Origin of the sequence: Tsukamurella sp. PLM1 (genome assembly GCF_023168325.1) — a bacterium.
Lineage (GTDB): Bacteria > Actinomycetota > Actinomycetes > Mycobacteriales > Mycobacteriaceae > Tsukamurella.
Genome location: NZ_AP025688.1, coordinates 1,363,862 through 1,379,803, shown reverse-complemented (window position 1 = coordinate 1,379,803; position 15,942 = coordinate 1,363,862). Strand labels below are relative to the sequence as shown.

Annotated in this window: 17 protein-coding genes; 11 read left to right on the top strand and 6 right to left on the bottom strand. The window is 67.4% G+C overall.

Annotation, left to right across the window (positions count from 1 at the left end):
- The 3 genes from MTP03_RS07240 to MTP03_RS22630 form a co-directional block, all read right to left on the bottom strand.
- Window positions 1-1,407 (bottom strand): CitMHS family transporter, encoded by a 1,407-nt coding sequence (locus tag MTP03_RS07240; protein WP_248491399.1) that lies wholly within the window; start codon window positions 1,405-1,407, stop codon window positions 1-3.
- 141 nt (window positions 1,408-1,548) lie between these two features.
- On the bottom strand, window positions 1,549-3,231 hold the full coding sequence (locus MTP03_RS07235) for a cytochrome c biogenesis protein CcdA (protein WP_248491398.1): 1,683 nt from the start codon (window positions 3,229-3,231) through the stop codon (window positions 1,549-1,551).
- 1 nt (window position 3,232) lies between these two features.
- The gene (locus tag MTP03_RS22630; RefSeq protein ID WP_256465236.1) at window positions 3,233-3,361 is read right to left on the bottom strand and encodes a hypothetical protein; all 129 of its coding nucleotides are present in this window, start codon (window positions 3,359-3,361) and stop codon (window positions 3,233-3,235) included.
- A gap of 765 nt (window positions 3,362-4,126) precedes the next feature.
- Between MTP03_RS22630 and MTP03_RS07230 the strand changes: the two genes are divergently transcribed.
- Both MTP03_RS07230 and MTP03_RS07225 read left to right on the top strand, forming a co-directional pair.
- Window positions 4,127-5,302 (top strand): hypothetical protein, encoded by a 1,176-nt coding sequence (locus tag MTP03_RS07230; RefSeq protein WP_248491397.1) that lies wholly within the window; start codon window positions 4,127-4,129, stop codon window positions 5,300-5,302.
- A 256-nt stretch (window positions 5,303-5,558) separates the two neighbouring features.
- Entirely contained in the window at window positions 5,559-5,945 is a 387-nt protein-coding gene (locus MTP03_RS07225; protein ID WP_248491396.1) for a hypothetical protein, read from the top strand.
- Window positions 5,946-6,310: 365 nt separating this feature from the next.
- Here MTP03_RS07225 and MTP03_RS07220 read toward each other — a convergent pair whose 3' ends face one another.
- The gene (locus MTP03_RS07220) at window positions 6,311-6,631 is read right to left on the bottom strand and encodes a hypothetical protein (protein ID WP_248491395.1); all 321 of its coding nucleotides are present in this window, start codon (window positions 6,629-6,631) and stop codon (window positions 6,311-6,313) included.
- A gap of 4 nt (window positions 6,632-6,635) precedes the next feature.
- Window positions 6,636-6,932, bottom strand: a complete 297-nt coding sequence (locus MTP03_RS07215; protein ID WP_248491394.1) for a hypothetical protein — start codon at window positions 6,930-6,932, stop codon at window positions 6,636-6,638.
- A 138-nt stretch (window positions 6,933-7,070) separates the two neighbouring features.
- Between MTP03_RS07215 and MTP03_RS07210 the strand changes: the two genes are divergently transcribed.
- The 6 genes from MTP03_RS07210 to MTP03_RS07185 all read left to right on the top strand — a co-directional run bounded on the left by MTP03_RS07210 (window position 7,071) and on the right by MTP03_RS07185 (window position 11,914).
- Entirely contained in the window at window positions 7,071-7,331 is a 261-nt protein-coding gene (locus MTP03_RS07210) for a helix-turn-helix domain-containing protein (protein ID WP_248491393.1), read from the top strand.
- Between the two features lie 492 nt (window positions 7,332-7,823).
- Complete coding sequence (locus MTP03_RS07205) at window positions 7,824-8,036, top strand: hypothetical protein (RefSeq protein WP_248491392.1); 213 nt, start codon at window positions 7,824-7,826, stop codon at window positions 8,034-8,036.
- Entirely contained in the window at window positions 8,033-8,821 is a 789-nt protein-coding gene (locus MTP03_RS07200) for a hypothetical protein (protein ID WP_248491391.1), read from the top strand. The genes MTP03_RS07205 and MTP03_RS07200 overlap by 4 nt, the downstream gene beginning before the upstream one ends.
- Window positions 8,822-9,175: 354 nt before the next feature.
- On the top strand, window positions 9,176-10,204 hold the full coding sequence (locus MTP03_RS07195) for a hypothetical protein (protein ID WP_248491390.1): 1,029 nt from the start codon (window positions 9,176-9,178) through the stop codon (window positions 10,202-10,204).
- 140 nt (window positions 10,205-10,344) lie between these two features.
- Window positions 10,345-11,487: an AAA family ATPase gene (locus tag MTP03_RS07190; RefSeq protein ID WP_248491389.1), complete on the top strand. Its 1,143-nt coding sequence runs from the start codon at window positions 10,345-10,347 to the stop codon at window positions 11,485-11,487.
- A gap of 205 nt (window positions 11,488-11,692) precedes the next feature.
- A complete protein-coding gene (locus MTP03_RS07185; protein WP_248491388.1) occupies window positions 11,693-11,914 on the top strand; it encodes a hypothetical protein in 222 nt (73 codons plus the stop codon).
- Between the two features lie 11 nt (window positions 11,915-11,925).
- On the opposite strand, the gene MTP03_RS07180 is transcribed toward MTP03_RS07185, so the two are convergent.
- Window positions 11,926-13,091, bottom strand: a protein-coding gene (locus MTP03_RS07180) for an IS3 family transposase (RefSeq protein WP_248489951.1) whose coding sequence is annotated in 2 segments (ribosomal slippage) — window positions 11,926-12,804 and window positions 12,807-13,091 — 1,164 coding nt in all. Because the reading frame shifts where the segments join, the coding sequence is not laid out codon by codon here.
- A gap of 74 nt (window positions 13,092-13,165) precedes the next feature.
- Here MTP03_RS07180 and MTP03_RS07175 point away from each other — a divergent pair.
- The 3 genes from MTP03_RS07175 (at window position 13,166) to MTP03_RS23495 (ending at window position 15,911) form a co-directional block, all read left to right on the top strand.
- Window positions 13,166-13,597 (top strand): hypothetical protein, encoded by a 432-nt coding sequence (locus MTP03_RS07175; protein ID WP_248491387.1) that lies wholly within the window; start codon window positions 13,166-13,168, stop codon window positions 13,595-13,597.
- Window positions 13,598-13,908: 311 nt separating this feature from the next.
- Window positions 13,909-14,538: a recombinase family protein gene (locus MTP03_RS07170; RefSeq protein WP_248491386.1), complete on the top strand. Its 630-nt coding sequence runs from the start codon at window positions 13,909-13,911 to the stop codon at window positions 14,536-14,538.
- A 2-nt stretch (window positions 14,539-14,540) separates the two neighbouring features.
- A complete protein-coding gene (locus MTP03_RS23495) occupies window positions 14,541-15,911 on the top strand; it encodes a tyrosine-type recombinase/integrase (RefSeq protein ID WP_371820913.1) in 1,371 nt (456 codons plus the stop codon).
- The last annotated feature ends 31 nt before the right edge of the window (window positions 15,912-15,942 follow it).

Genomic DNA, 15,942 nt, shown 5'->3' with positions numbered 1-15,942 from the left:
CTAGTCACCCACGCGCCGTTCAGAACGGATCTGGCCGACAAGGACGCCGACGGTCAACATCACCAGCGAGACCACGGCGGCGCGCCAGAGCACCTTCTTGTGGTGGTCCGCCAGGCCCACGCCGGCGAGCGCCACGAGCAGCAGGATCGCGGGGACCAGCGGGCTCTGCATGTGGAAGGGCTGGCCGGTGATCGACGCGCGTGCCATCTCGGCTGCGCTGATCCCGTAGGCGTTCGCGGTCTCCGACAGCACCGGCAGGATCCCGAAGTAGAAGGCGTCGTTGGACATCAGGAAGGTGAACGGGATCGACAGGACGCCCGTGATCACCGCGAGGTGCGGACCCATCGAGGACGGGATGACGCCCGTGACCCACGCGGCCACCGACTCGACCATGCCCGTTCCCTTGAAGACGCCCGTGAGAACCGCGGCCGCGAACACCATGCCGACCACCGAGACGATGGACTTCGAGTGGCGCGTGATGGCCTCCTGCTGGTCGGCGACCTTCGGGAAGTTGACGGCCAGCGCGATCGCGGCGGCGATCATGAACAGCACCGGGATCGGCAGCAGGTCCACGGTGAGCACGGACAGCAGCGCCGCCGTGAGGCCGGCGTTGAACCACAGCCGCTTCGGGTCGCCGTGCACACCGCTGATCGGGGCGAGCGCGCCGTCCTCCGCGCCGGAGCCGGCATCGGAGCCGGCACCACCGGCCGGACGGGACGGTCCGGTACCGTCGCCGACGGTGCCCCCGCCTCCCGCCGCGACGCCCGCCAGCACGCGCTCGCGGATCACGATGCTGCCGAGGCGCTTCCGCTCCATCAGACCGAGGTGCCAGGCGAACGCGAGCACCACGATCATGGCCGCGATGAGCGACGGGATCATCGGGACGAAGACCTCCGACGGCGAGATCTTCAGCGCCGCGGCGGCGCGGGCGGTGGGGCCGCCCCACGGGAGGATGTTCATCGTGCCGTTGGCGAGCCCCGCGACCACGGTGAGCACCACGGGGCTCACACCGAGCTTGAGGTAGAGCGGCAGCAGCGCGGACGTGGTCACGATGAACGTGGTGGAACCGTCACCGTCGAGCGAGACGACACCGGCCAGCACGGCCGTGCCGACCACGAGCTTCGCCGGGTCCTCCCCGACGAGCCGCACCACCGTCCTGACGACCGGGTCGAACAGTCCCACATCGATCATGACGCCGAAGAAGACGATCGCGAAGAACAGCATCGCGGCTGTCGGGGCGAGGTCCTCGATGCCGTCGACGATCATCTTCCCGATGCCGGTCCCGGCGCCGGCGAGTAGGCCGAAGACCACCGGGACGGCGATCAGCGCGACGATCGGTGTCGCGCGGCGGGCCATGATGACGACCATGAACGCCGCGACCATGGTCAGTCCCAGGACTGTCAGCATGGGCTCTCTCCTCGTGGATGAGTGATCGGGGTAACACGAGGAGCATGGGCGTGATGGGGTTCACAGCGCGCGGTTGCGCTTGTTACCCGCACTTCTGCGCGTTTCGCGCGGCGACCGAGGTCCTCGCGGTCGGCCCGGCGCTCAGCCGAAGGTGAACGAGTACGCCGCGAGGCCGGGACTCAGGGCGATGTCGACGGTGCCCGTGCCCGAGGACGGACGGTCGACGACGGTGCGGATGTCCGGCGGACCGTCGACGGCGATCGTGCGGGTGGCGCCGCCCTCGGTGACCGTGAGGCTGCCGGTGCCGCCGACGTTGAGGTAGACCTTCTGCGCCGCGTAGGCGAGCGTGATCGCCGCGCCCTCGCCCGCACGGATGTCCTCGGCGCCGACGGTCCACGTCCCTGCGAGCGCGAAGGTGTTGGGCCGCACGATGTCCGGGAGGGTGAACAGCCTCGTTCCGGCGTAGTCGCCGGCACCGGAGAAGCCGCGTTGCTTCTCGGAGCCGAGGTAGAGCTCGGGCGTCCGGTCGCGGTCGCGCGGCGTGGCGTCGGGCACGTCGGTCGCCGGCGGCAGCGCGGTGCCGGGGCGCGCGGCGGACAGCAGCGACCGGATCGCGGCTTCCGTCTTGTCGTAGTGCCCCTCGCCCAGCGTCACGAGCCGGACGGTGCCCTCCGCATCGATCAGGTAGCCGGCCGGCCAGGCGACGTTGCGGTAGGCGGTCCAGGTCGCGGTGCGGTTGTCCACGGCGACGGGGAACGTCAGGCCCAGCTTGCGCGCTCCCGCGGCGATGTTTCCGGCGTCGTGTTCGAAGGCGTACTCCGGGGTGTGCACGCCGATCACCTGGAACCCGTTGTCGCGATAGTTCTTCCACCACGCCTGCACGTGCGGCAGTTCGCGCTGGCAGTTGATGCAGGAGTAGGCCCAGAAGTCGATCAGCACCACCTTCCCCCGCAATCCGGCGAGGGTGAGCGGCTCCCCGCCCAGCCACCGCTCGATCCCGGTGAGCTCGGGCGCACGGCCGCAGTCCGACAGTTCGAGGGTGCCGGTGAACGCGGCCTGCTGACACTGCTGCAGTGAACCGTCACCCGCCACCTGCGGGGCGAGCGCCGCCGCGCCGAGGCGGTCCCCCACCGCCTGGGTGTAATCGGGCACGCGGCGCTGAATCAGGTCGGTCACGTTCAGCGCCAGCGCCACCGCGAGCGCGATCACGACGGCACCACCGGCGATGCGGATCGCCCGCCCGTGCCGCTGCAGGACGCGGACCCGCTCGGCGAGACGATGCCCGGTCAACGCGATCGCGAGCAATGGGATGGCCGTGCCCACCGCGAACGCTGCGGTGAGGATCAGGGTGCGCGGGCCGATGGTGTCGGAGGCGCCGGCGAGCGCGATCGCGGCCAACACCGGGCCCGCGCACGGGACGTACACCGCGCCCAGCGCGAGCCCGAGGACGAAGCCGCCGGCGGCACCGTCGGACTTGAGAGCCGGGACGCGCTGCGGGAGGCGGGCGAACGGCCGCTCCAGCAGCCGCTCGAGCGGCGGGAGCAGCATCGCGGCGCCGAGGACGAGGAGCGCACCGATGCCCGCCCACCGGATCACCCCGGTAGGCAGGTGCAGCAGGGACAGAACGACGGCGCCGAACAGTGTGAACAGCGAGAAGCTCAGGACCAGGCCAGCGACGATCGCGACCGGCCTGGACCGGGAGGTACGTTCGGCGTCGGCGGCGCTACCGAGGAGGACGACCGGCAGGACGGGCAGCACGCACGGCGATACGCCCGCGAGGACACCGCCGACGAGGCCGACCAGCGGCAGCGTCGGATCGATCACGTCACCAGGTGGTCCCGTTCATGCCCGGGATGACGCAGTGGCCGAATTTGTCGACGCGGCCGATGAGCATCATGTCGTACCCCGTGCAGTGCGAGTTGATCTTTTCGCACGTGCGGATGGTGGTGATCACCCTGTTCTCACCGGCCTTGCCGCACTGGGAACCGACCGGCGGCGGCGCGGAGTCGGTGCGGCCGCGGTGGTGCCGCCGCTGCCGAACAGGGCCACCGCGCAGGCCGCCACTGCGAATGTTCGAATTGTCCGCTTCATCGAGTACCTCCTATGAGGCCCCCACGTCGTCTTTGAGCGTAACGCCGCGCATCGGCGAGTACTAGCCCTCAGCTGCGCGGATCCGGACACCGGATCGGACACGGTTGCCGCGGACGACACGCCGGGCAACTGCCGCCGGAACCGCATCCGAATCGAACAGACGGTCAGGAATTCAGGCGCCCCCGGCAGGAATCGAACCTGCGACCTAGAGATTAGAAGACCGCAGGCCACAGCGTTCTCCGAGATACGCCACCAGACATGACACGCTTGTCGATCGCAAAGACTCGCAGGTAAGAGGCCGGAATCGACCACCGTTTGCGCACTAGCGGCCACCGTTGGCACACCGTCGGATCACCCGCAGCCGCCGGGGTGGTGCCGGGGTGGCACCGACCGATCAGCGATTCGCCGGCTCCTGCGCGCGCTGGCCGCTGGTCGGACGGTGGGCGTACGGTGGCAGCAGCCAGCACGCCGCAACCGGGCAGGACCCGCAGCGGCCCGCGACCCGAGGTCGCAGCTGTCGCAGTTCAGATTCACCGCGCACCGCGCAATTCATCCGCTTGGTCAGAGACCGGCGTCGTCGAGAAAGAGCCCCGACGAATCCAGTCACTTCTACCGAACGGAGAAACCCATGCACGCCACGCTCACCCCGCCCGCCCTCCGCGAATTCCGCGACGAACTGTTCGCGTTCGGCGGCGACGCAGCCACCGGCTATTCGACCGCCGGGGACGTACTCGTTCACCAGACCGCGGATGGCGTCGATCTTTCGTCGCTGTGGTCCGACGCGCAGGCCGCGATGGCGCTGTGGAATCAGAAGCGCTCCGCCCTGGCCTCGCTCATCTCGTACTCGACGGTGAACGTGGGCGACGCCATTCCGCAGAGCCTCGGCGGTGACCATTTCGAGGTCGCGTCGGAATTCGGCGAGCCGACCGGACTGCGCGCAGAGCCGAACGCGCTACTCCTCGGCTACACGTACGAGGACTACGACATCGCCAGCCGCTTCACGTGGAAGTTCTTGCGCGATGCGAACGCCGAGCAGGTGCGCAGCGTTATCAACCGCGTGATGGAGGCAGACAACCGGCAGACGACCGGCGCGATTCTCCGGCGGCTGTTCAGCCCCGAGCAGGGCGCGAACGAGTTCGGGACCCCGGTGTACGGCCTCTACAACGGCACCGACGGAATGATCCCGCCCGAGTTCGCCGGGCAGACCTTCCCGTCCGAGACCTCGCACTACTTGGTGTCGGCGAACACTGCGCTCGATCCCGGCGACCTGCTGGACGCGATCAATCAGGTCCGCTCCAAGGGCTTCGGTATCGACGGCAATTCGCGGCTGATCATCCTCGCGAACCCGGCCGACGGCGAGATCATCCAGACCTTCCGCGCGGGCGTCGTCACCAACGGAATTGAGAGCAAGTACGACTTCATTCCGTCGTCGTCCGCCCCGGCGTACCTCACCACCGAGAACGTCGTGGGCCAGATCGCCCCGGCGGAGTTCGGAGGCCTGGAGGTCGGCGGCAGCTACGGCCCCGCGTGGCTGATCGAGAGCCACTACCTCCCCGTCGGGTACGTCGCTGTCGTCGCCACGGGTGGCCCGAATAGCTCGATCAATCCGGTGGCATTCCGCCAGCACAGCAACCCGAATTATCAAGGGCTGCGGATGATCCCGGGCCGCGACGCTCGCTACCCGCTCCAGGATTCGTTCTTCGCTCGCGGGTACGGGACGGGCGTTCGGTACCGGGGCGCGGCGTGCATCGTCCAGGTGAAGGAGTCCGGTCCGTATACCGAGCCCGAATGGTCGTGGCGCTGATGCCCGCGTCACGACCCAGGGCCACCGGCAGGCCGCTCGCTGGCAGCCACGAGCACGACCTGCCCGAGCTCGAGCCGGGCGAGTTCAGCTGGGGACCCGGCCTGACGCCTCCCGAGCTCGCGGATGCTCCGCCCTCACAGGGCGGGATGTATCGCGGCAAGGCTCCCCGCGCCGAGGAACCCGAAGGTCTGCGCGCTTTGACCGACGAGTTGGCCGAACGGCGAGCGCGCCGCGAACGACTGCATGGCGGTCAAGGATGAGCCGCCGCGTGCAGCGCCGTGATCGTCTGGGCAGGTTCGCCGGAGCAGGGTCTAAGGTCGCCAGCTCCACGAAGGCGGCGACGGCGAACGCAGGCAAGAAGGCGACCGGCGCGGTGAGCAACGCCTACGTGAAGGGGAGCTTCGAGAAGCACCTGACCGTCGGCCAAGGCGGGGACTACAAGGGCGTGAAGATCGGGGCCGAGTTCCGATCGCCCGCCGGTCGTGGAGTGGTCGCCAAGGGCATCGTCGGTTATCACGGCAAGCCTGATCGCCGGCTCGACGTCACGCCCTCGCTGGACAAGGCGCAGAAGAAGCTCACGGTCACCGCGCGGCCGAACCCGGCGAGCCGTAAGGCCACGGCGGGCACGAAGGTGCGGCGATGATCGCCGGCGATCCGACCCAGATCGGACGTACGGCGTTGACGCGGCACCGGGTAGCCCGGTGGGCCACCAGCACCGCGCAGGCCACCACCGCGACGGCCAGAGGCCCGCGATAGGCGGTTGAGCCGCCACGCGGCAGCCCGCCCACCACAACTACACAGCGAGCCGGAGCAACGCCCCGGCCACAGACTCGGGGAGCGGTTTCCTGTGCCGCTCACCGATCAGCGGGTAGACCTGTCCCCGCGAGTGGAGCTTGACTTGTCGCTCTGCGCCCTGCGGGAGGAGGACCAGGCTCGGCCCTCGCCCCGCAACGGAAGCCCGCCATCTCCACGGACCGGAGATGGCGGGCTTCTCGTCTGCTCGGGTACCTACGGTGTCACGGTAGGCGTTCGTGTGTACGTCGCCTTTGGGTCGTAGTCAGGGCTGTCCGGATTGTACTTCGCGCAAATATGCGAGAACGAGTAGCTCGCTGGCTCCTCACGTTTGCACTCCCAGTAGTTGTGCATTCTCGTCCATTCCTCCGACTTCCGCTGCGACTCCCTGATCTCGGAGCAGGCCCAGACGGTAGCCAGCAGAACGATCAGAAGGATAGCCCCGGCGATGATGCGCTTCTTGTTCCGCCGGACGAATGCCTTGAACGCGATGATCCTCGGGTTCGGTTCGCCCCCAGTCTCGATAGTGATCTTCACGTGATTATCCGCGCTTCTTGCTTGACCGCATCGCGAGGTAGGCGGCGAGCACACCCACGAGGATCAGAGCACCGAGAATCATTAAGAATGATGTACCACCGGTCTGCTTCGTGCAGAAGCTGTATGGATTGAGCTCATCGCTGTACCGGTCGATGCACCCGTTGTAGTCCCCGTCCAGTTTGGCCCTCAGCGCAAAGCCCCCGAGCAGCAGGACGACCCCAATCGCACCGATCCCTGCAAGCGCTCCGCGAGCCCCTTGGCTCAGCGATCCCCGCGTGCCCTCATCCTCATCGTTTGCCATCCCCGCGCCTCCTTCTAGACCAGGCAGATCATGCCCGACGGACCGGACATTCCGGCTGGGATCGAATACTAAACCGTCTGGCCGTGAACCGATCGGCTCTGGTCCGTCTGGCCGGGAGCGGCTGTAGTAGATGCCGCCATGAGTCCAGTCGCCGAACCAACGCCGCCCACGCCCGCCGTGGTGGAGTTCGGCCGTCGGCTCCGCGCACGGCGCGAGGAGCTGGGACTGTCGCAAGAGGCCGCCGCCGCGAAGGCGGGTGTGCACTGGAGCTACTACGCCCGCGCCGAGCGTGGACAACGCAGCAGCCGCATTGACTCCATCCTCAAGCTCGCACACGGTCTCGACACCACACCCGGCGCTCTGATGGACGGGCTGCCGCTCGCCCCAGACGCCAACTGACGGCTGTCACTTCCGTCACTTCGGCACCGTCGTTGACTTGTCGCGGCCCTCGGTTTGCTCCCCGGAGTCGGTGATCGGCGCTCAGCGAGCGAATGAGAGGCCGAATCACACCTCGAACCGACCCGGCAACTCTCTTGGAATCTCTTGCAGCAGAGAGCAAGTAGCTTGAAGGGGCCGCAGCTCGTGTATAGTGGGTGGCGCACCCACGCAGTACGTAATGTGCGGGTGCCGGGCCGGTCAAGCGGTTCGTGATTCATCGGACTCAGTACGGACAAGGCGCGGCCCTCTATGAAGGGCACATCTGCCAAGCCAGCCCCGTATTCCTTGGACGGGCCCGACCAGTGAACATTCCAACCCCTTGCGAGGGGTGTTCGCGGTCGGCTCAAGCCCCAGCGACTCACCCCTCCTCATTCTTGAGGAGTCATCCATGAGTAAGGCGACAACCGCCCCGCTCGCCCGACCGATGCGGTCGGCCCCATCACCCTGAACGAGATGCCGACCATTCGCGGACGCGACGGCGCGGTCGAGTTCATCAACGACGTGTTCAGCGTTCCCGTGACCAAGACCCGCATGAGGTCGGCAATCGAGGGCCGCGAGCTTCCCGTCTACAAGATCAGCGGCTGCAACTACTTCAGCGAGCGCGACCTGTACCTATGGGTCAAGAGCCTCGCTCGCCCCGCTGTTCAGCGCGGGGGTGCCGCATGAGCACGCCCATCCCCGATTCGTGGCTGGACGACTTCCCTGTGCTGTTCGGGCTGCCACTCGGCAACCCCGAGGAGCAGGCGACCGTGGAGGCCGAGGCGGACCGTATCTATACCGTCCTCGGTAGCAGCGAAAGCCCATTGAAGGACAAGAGCCGAGGCGTGCGGTTCTCCGATGGCGCGGCCGAGCACATCCCGCTGGTCGCGAAGGCGCTGGAACGAGTGCGGCAGGCGGGCGTCTCCCACAGTCTGGGGATGCCGTTCGACTACTACCAGTCGAACACCGGCAGGAACCCTCTGGAGATTCACCACAACTACGTGCCGACCGAGCGACAGATCCGCTCCGCGACGTACCGCGACGCTTTGGAGCGTGGCGAGCGGTCGAAGTTCGCTCGCGACCTGGAGCTCTATCCCCACGCGGTAGAGGCAGCCGAGCGCGGCGCGAGCGCCGTGAAGACCGTCATTCTGGCGAGCCCTCGCGATGCCGGTAACCGCGAGTTCACTGTGTCCCGTGGATGGACACAATATCGTCTCGCGCACAAGGTAGTCCGCGCGTACAAGGTTCACGACTGCTCTTGGTGTGGTGTGGTCCGGTGCGGCACGGCAATCGACATGTTCCTGCTCGTCGGCACGGGCGCGACGATGTACGCGCTCGGTCTGTGCTTCGAGTGCGAGCGCCGTCTCGCTAACGATCCCGCCGTTCGCAACGGCTCGGCGAGGGTAGACGTCATCTTCGCCTGGGACGACTGGCCCGACAGTGCTGGCTGGCCCGATCAGAGGAGCTGGTGATGAACGCCGAAGTGGTGATGGGCGTGGCCCTGTGTGGCCTCTCAGGGTGGACGTTGGGCCACCTTGCCGGGGCCGTGGTGGTAACCGTGCGCCGGGGCGTGCGGTGGGCCAGCTTCTCGCTGGTCGGACGTAACCGTACAGCTGGCGGCAACAGGGCCACGGCGTGCATCTCAACGCCTGGCGTCGGCTTGAAGGCTGCGTGCGTCTGCTCGAAACGAACGGACGACCCCGAGAACGCTGTCCTCAGGGCCGTCCCGACCGATTTCCACACGGCGAGCAAGAGCTCTCGGGTCAGCTGAGCTGACCCTCCATATCCGTTGTAGCGCAACGGATAAAACAACCCAAAGGCTGTACATGAAGCATACAACCAACTCCGATCTGGACGGTATTCCGTTGCCGTCGTATAGATGTGGCGACAGCTCTGTAGATCTCTACGAGGTGCTGCGCGCGCTGGGGCACGACGACGATGCCGTGGTCAGTGTGTGCACCCAGGATCCAGACGACAAGACGGCGTTTCGGGGACGGACGGTCCGCGTCGAGCACCTGGGACAAGGGTGGTCGTCGCCCGACGATGTCAACGTGTGGTTCTCACCGAACCCGCTGACCCTGGAACCGGGCGTCTCGCGCAAGGGCGGTGAGGCAGAGGTAGCGCGTGGTGTCGCGCTCTGGGCCGATCTGGACCGGGTCATTCCCCGCGTGAAAGACAAGGGACTGGCGTCGCTGTCGGAGTGTGAGCAGGTGGTCGAGAAGCTGACCGCCGCGCTGGGATGCGCCCCTGCTGTGGTGATCGAGAGCGGGCACGGTCTTCAGCCGATCTGGCGAGTCCGCGATGCGCCGGTGATCACCGACGGTGCGGTGGCCTGGAAGACGATCAGCGCGCGATGGGCGGCTCTGGTGCGGCAGGTTGCCGCCGAGATCAACCCCAAAGGGCACGTGGACTCGATCTTCAACATCGACCGCGTGCTGCGGTGCCCCGGATCAACCAACTGGAAAGTCCCTGATGAGACGGTGCCTGCGCGAGGCTACGTGAACGCGGACGCCGGATGGCTGGACGTCGCCGAGCTCACTTCCGTCCTGCCGGAGGCACCCGTGGCGTCGCCGGTCCACCAGAAGGGCAGTCCGTCCGAGGGGCAGGCGGTTCTCGATGGGTTCCGTAGTGGCGCAATGAGCACTGCAGTCGCCGGGACGGTCCGCGAAGTGGAGGCGGCGATCGAGGACGGCGCAGACCGCCACTCGACCATGAACTCCGCGACGCTCGGCCTGGTCCGGCTCGGCGCGAAGGGCGAACCCGGCGTGCGCACCGCGCTGATCACCGTGGAGGCGCTGTTTGAGGCGGTGGGTGACTCCGCAGGGCACGACCCCGGCGAGTTTCAAGGTCACTGACCGGCGCGCTTCGACTGATCGCCGGCGACCCTGACTACGCCCCTCTGGACTTCTACAACGGAGGCGCGTTCGAGCCGGGCGGAATCTGGGGACCAGGGTCCGGCTGGATCGCCAACGAGGACGGCACCCGGTCCAGGGCGGTGCTGAACCCGAACGCTGACAGCGCGGCTGGGGAGGTCGGGCGGCGCTTCACTGAGTCGCTGGCGGACGTGACCCCGAAGAAGGTGGACTGGCTGTGGTGGCCGTGGATTCCGCGCGGAAAGCTGACGATGTTCGAGGGTGAGCCGGACGTCGGCAAATCCACGATGACCCTCACGTGGGCGGCACTGGTCACTCGCGGTGGTCCGTGGCCGACGACGATGGTCGGTGAGCGCGAAACCCGCAACGAGAAGGGACTGACCGAACCGGCGTCGGTGGTGTTGGTCGGCGTGGAAGACGATCTGGCTGACACCGTCGTCCCTCGGTTACACGCCGCCGGTGCCGACATGCAGCGGGTGGCTACGCTCGCGCGGCCTCGCGACGACAACGGGCGTCCGGTGCCGTTCCTGATTCCAGATGACGTTGACCGGTTGAAGAGCGCGATTGAAGAGGTGGACGCCGCGCTCGTGATCGTGGACCCGATCTCCGCCTTCATGTCCGATGCCGTGAGACCCGGCAGCGATACGGCGAACCGCAAGGCGTTGATGGAGATCGCCGATGTGGCCGAGCAGACCGGCTCTGCGGTGGTGCTGGTACGGCACCTGAACAAGGCCACGGGCATGAGCGCTAAGCATCGTGGTGGTGGTTCCATCGCGTTCACGGCGCTGGCGCGCTCTTCGCTGTTGGCGGCAAAGCTCCCGCCGAATGACGAACGTCAGAACGTCGATGCCACTCACGGGCTGGCGTCGATCAAGGGCAACTTGTCGCGGACACCGTCGGCTCTTGGGTATCGCCTGGCGTCCAGCCCTAATGACCCCGACTCACCCGTTGTGGCGTGGGCCGGAGTCCTCGACGAGGACGCCGATCAGTTGGTCGGTGCAGACGACGCCAAGCCCGACGCACGGAAGGCCGCACCGTCAAGAGACGAGGCCGCCCGAATGTTGAAGGAGCTGCTCGCGGGAGGGCCGATGGACGCGAAGGAGGTTCGCCGGATTGTCAGCGCCGAGACCGGATGCAGTGAGAAGACGGTGGCGAACGCCGCGAGCAAGCTCCTGATCGTCAAGACGCCGATCCGCGGCGAAGGCGGCAAGGTCGACCGATGGACGTGGGGACTACCGCCGAACACGTTCAAGGTGCGGGGGTAGCCACATGCCCTGCGTTTGCACCTATGGCAACCGGTGGCTTCTGGGGGCATCTGGGTATGTGGCTACCTGCCACCAGAAGCCCCCAGATACCCCCATAACCCCCAGAAGCAAAGGTGGGTATTTCCCGCGCGCAATAGGGGTATGTGGCTCTACCGCCTTCGGAACAGCCCACACAGCAACAGAATCCAGTTGAGAGGACGAAATAGTGACCGAGAACAGCTACGAAGCCGTCGAACGCGAGGCGGTCGACGATCAGGAACCGGGCGGCACGGACACATCGAAGGCAGCAGACCTGGAAGCGGTATTCGACACCGCATGGCAGGACGGCCGACGACCAGAACGGCAGTGCACCGCGCATCGCACCAACGGCGACCCGTGCCGCAGAGCCGCCATCAACGGTGGAAGGGCCTGCTGCACGGATAGGTGACAGGTGGAGTGTTACGCCGCTGGTGCGGCCGTGTTGATGATGGCCTCGTATTCGATCGGGGTCAAGCGGCCGAGGCCCGCTTGCCGGCGTCGGCGGTGGTAGGTCCTTTCGATCCAGGTGACGATCGCGATTCGTAGCTCCTCGCGGGTGGCCCAGCGTTGCCGGTCGAGGACGTTGCGTTGCAGCAGCGAGAAGAAGGATTCCATCGCAGCGTTGTCGCCAGCGGCGCCGACCCGGCCCATCGATCCGACCAGGCCGTGCTGGTTCAACGCGGACACGAACTTCCGTGACCGGAACTGAGAACCCCTGTCCGAGTGAATAATACAACCGGATACGTCTGCGTCTCGGCGGGCGACCGCATTGTTGAGTGCATTCACCGCCAGCCGCGATTGCATGCGGGCGTCGATGCTGTAGCCGACGATCCGCCCGGAGCAGGCGTCCTTGATCGCGCACAGGTAGAGCTTGCCCTCGTCGGTCCAGTGCTCGGTGATGTCCGTGAGCCACAGCTCATCGAGTGCGTCGGCGGTGAAGACGCGTTCGACCAGGTCATCATGCACCGGCGGCCCCGGCTTCTTCCCATTGCGGCCGCGCTTCTTACCGAAGCTCGACCACCAGCCGTTGGTGCAGCAGATCCGCCACGCCGTCCGTGCACTCATCCTCTGACCTGCAGCTTCAGCTTCATCGGCCAGGAACCGGTACCCGAACTCCGGATCATCGTGGTGCGCGTCGAACAAGGCGTTGGCGCGCTCGGCCGCGACCCGATCGGCAGCGGTCACAGCGTCCTTGAGCCAGCGGTAGTAAGGCTGGCGAGCGAGCTTAAGAACCCGGCACGTCACCGTGACGGGGATCCCGTCCGCGGCGAGCTCTTTCACGAGCGGGTACATCATTTTCCCGGCAGGTTCGCCTGCGACAGATACGCCGCAGCCCGCCGAAGAATCTCATTCTCCTGCTCCAGCAACCGGTTTCGTTTCCGCAGCTCGCGCAGTTCGGCGGACTCCGAGGCGGTCACCCCCGGCCGGTTACCGTCCTCAACATCAGCGGCACGCAGCCAGTTCTGCAGACAGGTCTCGCTGACACCGAAGTCGGCGGCGATCTGCTTGATCGTCACACCGTCCTCCCGACGACGCGCGGCACCGACGACATCGTCACGGAACTCACGGGGATAAGGCTTGGGCATGTTGACATCCTTCCAGCGGTGCCCTTACGGCACCACAGATCGGGTGTCACCTATCCGTGCAGCAGCCCCGAACCGTGTGCGCTACGCACGGAGGCCGCTCGCCGCAGGTGAAGGCGAAGGCCCGTGTCCGCCTGGAGATGGCCGCCGACCGCATGGCGAAGGAGCTGCTGAAGATCGCCGTCAGTGACGACGCTCCGGACACCGTGAAGCTGAACGCAATCAAGGACGCGCTGGACCGCGCCGGCCTCAGCGCCAAAACCGCGGTCGAGGTCGAGGTGGGTCCCAGCAAGGCGTTCGAGGACGTTCTGGGAGCTGTCCTGTCTGGTGGTAGCCGCGCTGCCTCCCGCGCAGAGCGTGGGGTGCCCGACGCCGAGGACGCGAACCGCGACTGGCTGGACGGTGAGATCGTCGACGCGCAGGCCACCGACCTGGACGACGAAGCTCCCGCGCCACGTCCGCGGCCCGCGAGGAGCCGGCGACCCCGACGTCACGCGACACGGGGCTGATGGACATGGAGACTGCCCTGGCGCAGCTCCGCGCCACCACACCGCCACCCGCACCCACCGGCACGCGCAGGGGCCGCACCAGGTAGGTATCGCGGCGGCCTGGCTGCCCCGCTGCCTGCGTGGCTGGGCCGTTGGGCCTACGGGTGTGGGGCACGTGGCGTCAGCGCTTACAACGACGCTGATCCGTATGCGAATCACTCGACAGCACAGCGTAATTCGCTGCCTAATCGAACGCGTGTACTAGGTAAGGTGGGGTGCAAGGGGCGCGGCCCAGCCCGCACCCCTCGGACGCCACAGCAAGGAGGCAACGGATGAGAGTCATCGGGTACGTGCGAGTGAGCACGGAAAGGCAGGGTGAGAGCGGCCTCGGCCTTGAAGCGCAACGCGATTCGCTCGCACAGTGGTGCGCGGCTCGCGGCCACGAGCTGCTCACCGTCACCACGGACGTGGTGAGCGGAGCGAAGAACGACGCCATGTTCGGGCGCGAGGTCGCCATCGCAGCCGTGGAAAGCGGAGTGGCGCAAGGACTCCTCGTCCGCGCTTTGGACCGCGTCACCCGCGACCAGCTCGACGCCGCGCAGATCATGAAGCGCGCCAACGACTACGGATGGCGGCTGTTGGACTGCGAGGGCGCGGACAGCGGCGACCCCAGTCAGCGTCTCGTCGCGGACGTCCGCCTCGCTGTCGCCGCGGAGGAACGGCGCAAGATCGGCACCCGCACCCGCGAGGCCCTGGACCAGAAGCGCAGCAAGGGCGACCCCGGCCTCATCAGCGTCAGCGCTCAGCGCCGCATCCAGGTGCTCGCCGCGCAGGGCCTCGGCGCTAAGGCCATCGCCAGCACGCTCACCAACGAAGGAATCCCCACCGCCAAGGGCGGCGACACCTGGTCGTACTCCACGGTCAGGCGTGCCCTGGCCCGCATCAACGGAAAGGCGGCCTGATCATGGCGTACATCCGCGCTCACGAGACGACGACCAAGCGCAAGGGGCGCCCGGTCAAGCGGTACGAGGTGGTCTGGCGCGAGCCGATCCGGGACGAGTTTGGCCTGCCGATCCTGGACGCGCGCGGCAAGCCGAAGCTCCGCAGCCGTCAGGAGAGCCACCCGACGCGCGAGGCAGCGGAGGCCCGCCGCGACGAGCTGAACAACGCGAAGCACAGCGGCACCGTCTCCCAGCTCGCGGATCAGCGGATGGCGGGTTCCAAGCCGCTCGGTCACTACGCGCAGGAATTCTTCAAGTCGCAGCAGGGCACCGTGAAGCCGGGCAGCATCGCGCTCAGCGAGGCGATCTATCGCCGGTACCTGGCAGAGCCGTTCGGGCAGAAGGCCACCGCCACCATCACCGCCGCCGACGTCCGCGCCTTCCGCGCGGCGATGCTGTCACCCCGCCCGCGCCGCAGCTTCGACACCCGCTCCGGGAACCCGACGCCGAAGCTAAACGCAGACGGCACCCCGAAGCGACCGAAGATGATCACGCTGAGCCGGTCCACCGTGAAGAAGGCGTACGACCTCCTGCGCCGCATCCTCGACCTCGCGGTAGTGGACGGAGCCCTGAAGGCGAACCCCGTGCACTCGGTGCCACTCCCCCGCCACGCGGGCACCGCGCGGATCGCTGTCAACGACGATGCCGAGGCGCGTGAGTTCAAGGCATTGCCGCTCGCGTCCGCGCAGATCGCGGCGGTGGCGGACTACATGACCACCGTGCAGCTCCAGCCCGTGTACGCCCTGGCGGTGACGTTCAGCGCCTACACCGGACTCCGAGCCGGCGAATTACGCGGGCTGGAGATTGGCGACGTCACGCTGCCCCGGCAGAAGGGCGCGATGGGGATGGTCTCGGTCAGCCGTACGAAGACGCGCCAGGCGGGAGAGTGGGTGACCGGCACGCCGAAGTCGGTGAGGTCCACCCGCGTGGTCCCGCTCGACGGCTGGCTGGCCGACGACCTGCGCGCCTACCTTGCGGGTCACCCGCGCCGCCTGGACCCGTCCGCGCCGCTGTTCCCGGGGCGTATGACCCGCGCCGAGGCGAAGGCCGCTGGCATCCAGCAGTCGGACCACAACACCGCACAGCACTCACAGACGGCGGAGCCCACCGCGGATCAGCACCATCCCGAGCTCGACACGCAGCGAACCGCGGACCGAGCCTCCGAGATCGCCTCCACCTACAAGTGGACGGAGCCGATCAATACCGAGAACGTCGCCGCTCGGTACTACTCCCCGCCCTGGCCGCTCTCGGCCTGCCGCCCGCCCGCTGGCACGACCTGCGCCATTCATTCGCCGTGCTCAGCTTGTCGGCCGGAGAGCACTACATGCAGGTGAGTAAGATGCTCGGGCACGCCTCGTTCGTGAC